The organism is Sphingomonas sp. ID1715 (genome assembly GCF_013044515.1).
Classification (GTDB): Bacteria; Pseudomonadota; Alphaproteobacteria; order Sphingomonadales; family Sphingomonadaceae; genus Sphingomonas_B.
This window is the reverse complement of record NZ_JABEPR010000020.1, coordinates 1-4,853: the sequence shown is the minus strand read 5'-3', so window position 1 is coordinate 4,853 and position 4,853 is coordinate 1. Positions and strand designations below refer to the sequence as shown.

Annotated in this window: 5 protein-coding genes and 1 pseudogene; 3 read left to right on the top strand and 3 right to left on the bottom strand. The window is 63.2% G+C overall.

Annotated features, from left to right (window positions below):
* Positions 1-122 (top strand): ATP-binding protein (locus HJG53_RS18095; protein WP_171132689.1); only part of this gene is annotated, 122 nt, incomplete at its 5' end.
* 312 nt (positions 123-434) lie between these two features.
* Positions 435-1,502, top strand: a complete 1,068-nt coding sequence (locus HJG53_RS18090; protein WP_095686819.1) for an alpha/beta hydrolase — start codon at positions 435-437, stop codon at positions 1,500-1,502.
* Between the two features lie 161 nt (positions 1,503-1,663).
* On the opposite strand, the gene HJG53_RS18085 is transcribed toward HJG53_RS18090, so the two are convergent.
* Genes HJG53_RS18085 through HJG53_RS18075 form a run of 3 tightly spaced genes read right to left on the bottom strand, consistent with a single transcriptional unit; the run spans position 1,664 to position 4,478 of the window.
* Positions 1,664-3,223 carry an AMP-binding protein gene (locus HJG53_RS18085; protein WP_216628944.1) on the bottom strand — a complete coding sequence of 520 codons (1,560 nt, stop codon included), beginning with the start codon at positions 3,221-3,223 and terminating at the stop codon, positions 1,664-1,666.
* The gene (locus HJG53_RS18080) at positions 3,220-3,894 is read right to left on the bottom strand and encodes a hypothetical protein (protein WP_157742275.1); all 675 of its coding nucleotides are present in this window, start codon (positions 3,892-3,894) and stop codon (positions 3,220-3,222) included. Before HJG53_RS18080 ends, HJG53_RS18085 begins: the two co-directional genes overlap by 4 nt.
* On the bottom strand, positions 3,891-4,478 hold the full coding sequence (locus HJG53_RS18075; RefSeq protein ID WP_157742276.1) for a phenylacetate--CoA ligase family protein: 588 nt from the start codon (positions 4,476-4,478) through the stop codon (positions 3,891-3,893). Before HJG53_RS18075 ends, HJG53_RS18080 begins: the two co-directional genes overlap by 4 nt.
* A gap of 192 nt (positions 4,479-4,670) precedes the next feature.
* Between HJG53_RS18075 and HJG53_RS18440 the strand changes: the two are divergent.
* Positions 4,671-4,853, top strand: a pseudogene (locus tag HJG53_RS18440) (IS21 family transposase); the annotation flags it as partial.

The following is a 4,853-nucleotide window of genomic DNA, read 5'->3' as shown; positions in this document are numbered from 1 at the left end:
GCGAGTGGCCGACTGTCTTCGGCGACCCCAAGATGACCACCGCGCTGCTCGACCGCATTACCCACCACTGCGACATCGTCGAGACCGGCAACGACAGCTGGCGCTTCAAACACCGCAGCTGACGCCCGAGGCACCCGGCAGAGAACGCTTCGCGCTGGTTGCGCCTCCGGTCGGGCTACGCCCGCCCTACGCCGCAACCAGCGCGAACGGCGCGCCCGTCATACCTGTCACGCTGCTCGACGAAGGGGGTCTCTTTTGGACGCCGATAGGGGGTCCTTTTTGGACGCCGATTGACAGACGGGGCGGTGATGGGTACCTTCGAGGAACGTAGCCGATCTTAGCAGTCCATAAACCAGATAGGAGCGCGCGGTGTGAACAGATCCCGAACTTCGACTACGCTATTAGGCGTCGGACTCGGACTTGCCGCAACGGCCGTGATTGTCGCAAGCAGAAAGCGTGACGCAGGAGCCGCGATCAACCTATTTGACGCTGCGGAAGCACGCTCGGTCAATCAAGCATCGTTCACGCAAGTTCCCATAATCAAGCAGCCCCTCCCGACGCGCGTCAAAGCACTCGCGCGCATCATGGCCGGTGCAGGCGACATTACGGTCGATCTGCTCGCGTCGGGAAAGATGGCGTCCGCAGGAAGGTCCGGCGGGGCGCTGAAGGGCGCCATCATGGGCTTCAAGCGCGACGGGGTGACGTGCGTGGACAAGTCGATCGAAGGACGCGACGGCCCGATCAAGGTGAGGATATACACGCCCGAGGCGCTCGAGACCGCGCCTCGGCCCCTCGTCGTGGAATTTCACGGTGGTGGATGGGCGGTTGGCGATCTCAGCACGGCCGATTGGATTGCGAGCACCATCGCGCGCGACCTGGACGCTATCGTCGTCTCCGTTGATTATCGTCTCTCACCTACACACCCGTTCCCGGCGGGCCTGCACGATTGCTACGATGCGCTCGCATGGGCTGCGAGTAACATGGAGATGCTCGGCGCGCGCGCGAAGCGCCTAGGCGTCATGGGAGAGAGCGCTGGCGGAAATCTCGCAGCCGCCGTAACCTTGATGGCGCGCGAACAAGGTGGACCGGTCATCGATCACCAGGTGCTTCTATATCCTGCAACAGATCTGCGGAACTCGACGCGCTCCCGACGCCAGAATATGAAAGGGCCGGTGCTCGTCGGAAATGCGCTCGACGCTTTCGAGGAGTCCTATGCCGGGAAAGGAGACCCGACGAACGATTGGCGGCTGTCGCCGCTGCGGGCGCGTGACAAGGAAAACCTACCTCCAGCGCTAGTTCAGATCGCGAGCTACGATCCGCTCTACGATGACGGCGTGGCCTATGCGGAAGCACTGCGAGACGCGGGTGTGCCGACAAGGCTCACGGCTTACACGGCCATGCCGCACGGTTATGTCAACATGCCGTATTTCTGCCGGGACGCAAAGGCGGCCATGCGGGAGGTCGTGGCGGAGCAGCGCAAGTATCTCAGAGCCGATCGATAAGGAGCGGATCCCGGGTCACGGATCGATCCGGGGTTCAGCCATCGTATCGCTAAATCGAAAAACGCGTTAGCAGAGGCCGTGCAACCAGTGTCGGCCCTCACCGACATCTGGTTACATGGCGTCTGGTTCGTCCTGGCCGGGCAGATCATGCCTTTGAGAGCCTAGCCGACGCTGGGGTACCCGCCGCCGCCATGGGCGAGATCCACAGCGGCTCGATCGACGAAGCCGCTCGAGTTACGCGGCAGAGCATCGACGAACTCCACCGTTTTCGGTTTCTTGTAACTGGCGAGACGGGCGCGGCAGTGCTCGATTAGATCTTCAGCAGTGGGCGAGGTTCCCGGCTTCCGGACGATTACCGCCTTCACGTTCTGGTCCCATGTGGGATCCGGAACCCCGATGACGCAGACATCAGCGACGCCCTCGTGCGTGCGCAGACAGTTCTCCACCTCGGCCGGGTAGACGTTCTCGATGCCCGTCTTGATCATGCCGGTCTTCGGGCCGACGAAGACGAGGCTGCCATCCGGCGCCCGCCGCCCCAGGTCGTTCGTACGATGCCAACCATCCACGACGCGACGCTCGTTCTCCTCGGGCCGGTTCCAATAGCCACACATGACAAGTGGCCCCCTAGCTAGGATCTCGCCGGTCTCCCCGTGCGCAATCTCCGTGCCTGCGTCGTCCGCGATCTTGAACTGGACGAAGGGAATCGAACGTCCCGCGCCCGTTCCCCCCATCCAAAGGACGGATGACAAGCCGCCGATCTCCGTCTGACCGTATCCCCCCATCCGCTTCATCGATGGGGCGTGCGCGGGCATAACCAAGGGGATCCGATAGTCCGAGAGCTGCGCGTCGGCGAACAACGAGGACACGTCGTACGCTCCATCCGCGTTAACCGCCCGCATCTGCGCGATCGTAGGCGGAGCGATGAAGGCGTGGGTCACGCGATTCGCCTGAATGCTTTCCAACAGCTCACTCGCGTCCACGCGCGCAACGAAGACGTTTCGACCGCCAGCGAGGAAGGTGCCAAGCGTGCCCATCATGACACCGATGTGGAACATCGGACCTGACACAAGGTAGGCGCTGTCCTCGCTGATGGCCTGAGCCATCATTCCCTGCCATGCCATGATGATCAGTGACTCGTGGCTTAGAAGCGCAGCACCGGGGCGACCGGAGAAGCCGGCGGTATAGATTGCCAGAACAGGGGTCGAAGTTTCCACGGGCTCGAAGTCGGCAGCAGGATCGGCCGTCGCCATCAGGGCTTCATATTCGTCCTCGCCCGGGCAGCCATCATGGCAGATCCAGTTACCGCTAGGACTGCGCCAGCCCGCCCTGGCTGCGCGCATGTTCGTGCCGACCTCCGCCTCCTGCCAAAACACGACCTTGGGATCGAAGTCCTCTAGAGCGAATGAGATCTCGTCCACCGACCATCTCCAATTGGCCGGACAGAAGATCGCTCCGACGCGCGCCGCCGCCAGCAGCGCCTCCAGAACCCTGAAGCTGTTCTGCCCCAGCCAGAGGATTCGGTCGCCTTTCACGACGCCTTTTGCGCGCAGGACGCCCGCGAGCCGGTTAACACGCTCGTCCAACTCTGAAAATGTGAGCGCGTGATCGCCGTCCACGATCGCGGGCATGGAGTGACGGCTGCGTGCCTGCTCGTGCAGGAGGTCGCCGAGGCCGTAACGGTGGACCGCCATGTAGGGCGCCAAGGAGGCGTGCCTGGTCATGCCGCGTCCTCCAGCTGGATCGTGAGGTCACGCGAACCGCATCGGCACGGTTTCGTGCTCGTCACGCCTCGCACTCCGGTATCAACTCCCTGGAGAGGGGTGATCAGCGGCATTCGGGAGGAAATTGAAAGCGTTTCGCCGCCCTCGAGCGACCAGTCCCGCGATGGGAAGTGCAGCCCACCCTTGGCACATTCAAATGCGATCGTAGGCCCGAGGACTATCAGTCTCCGAAGATCGACGCCTTCAATCTTCGACAGTTCATCCATGGCGTCGGGGCGGGCCCACACGGTCCGGCCGCCAAGCACGCGCGCAGGATCGTGGCCGAACATCCTCAATCCCTCGAGCGTAGGTCGATCGACACCGAAGATTCCCGTCGGCGCGAACTGTCGGCAGATGGCTTCCACGCGGCCGGCATCGAACATGCTCGCCTCCGCATTCGTGCCGTAATGCCCGGTGATCTGGATCGCCTTCTCGAAGGCGGCGAACTGGGCGACTTCGCCGACGGACGACACGGTCAAGATGACGCTTCCGGGCGCGAATCGGAAAGACTGCAGGACGCGAGCCATGCCCACGGCCTGCCGCTCGAGCTCGTCGTAGCGCGCGGGAAAGAACTCGGCCTTGCCCGACACATGGTAGCAGCCGACGACGTCGGGGCGGATGTCCATGGTCATGCCTTTGTCACCCTCGGGATCTTGTGTGGCGGGCCGAGCTTCAGCAACTCCTGCTCGTCAAGGAGCTCGATGGCGAGCGGCACGCCCAGAGCTGCAAAGATCTGGTCGTGCAGACGAAGTCGGAGGGAGGCCTCCGGCGACGTCAACCGCGACACGTCGTAACCGACTCGCAGGCGCAGCGTTGCCATCTCGCGATCGGTCCGCACGATCTGGAAGAGCGCTCCCCTGGTTTCGGTGTGTACCTCCACGAGGCTCATGATCTCTCGCGGAAGGATCGAGCGTCCCTCGATGAGGATCTGGTCGCTCGCGCGCCCAAGAACCTTGAAGCGCGCGTGATTGCGCCCACACCCGCATGGGCTGCGGTCTATGGTAGTCAGATCCCCCGTGGCGTAGCGGATCAGCGGAGCCATGCGGTCGACAAGCGTCGTCACGACCAGTTCCCCGACCTCGCCGTCGGGGACTGGTTGGCGCGTAACGGGGTCGATCGCTTCGATGAACGCGATGTCCTCGTAGGCGTGGAACCCATCGTGCATGCGGCACTCGGTAGCTCCGGCGACGTCACCCAGACTCGTGGTCTCGAACATTTCGAAGCCCCAGCTGTCTGTGAGCGCCTTCAGCCGGCCGGAAAGTGGCTCCCCTCCGAAGATTGCCCCTTTGTAGTGTGGATCGGCGTGGAAAAAGGACCCCGGTAGCGGGGTGATCGGCGTCGAAAAAAGACCCCTCATCCCGGTGGCCTAGGCTGCACGCTTGGCGGTGTGTCAGGCGGCGAGATCGGGATGTTGGTATTGGAGACGGTGTTGAGGATCCGACGCGAGCACGCGTCGGGGAAGGCCATCAAGGCGATAGCGCGCGACCTGCATCTGTCGCGTGGTGTGGTGCGTAAGGCGGTTCGGGCGCCGGAGGCGGACATGGCCTACCGGCGAGAGGTTCAGCCGTTACCGAAGTTGGGACCGTTCCAG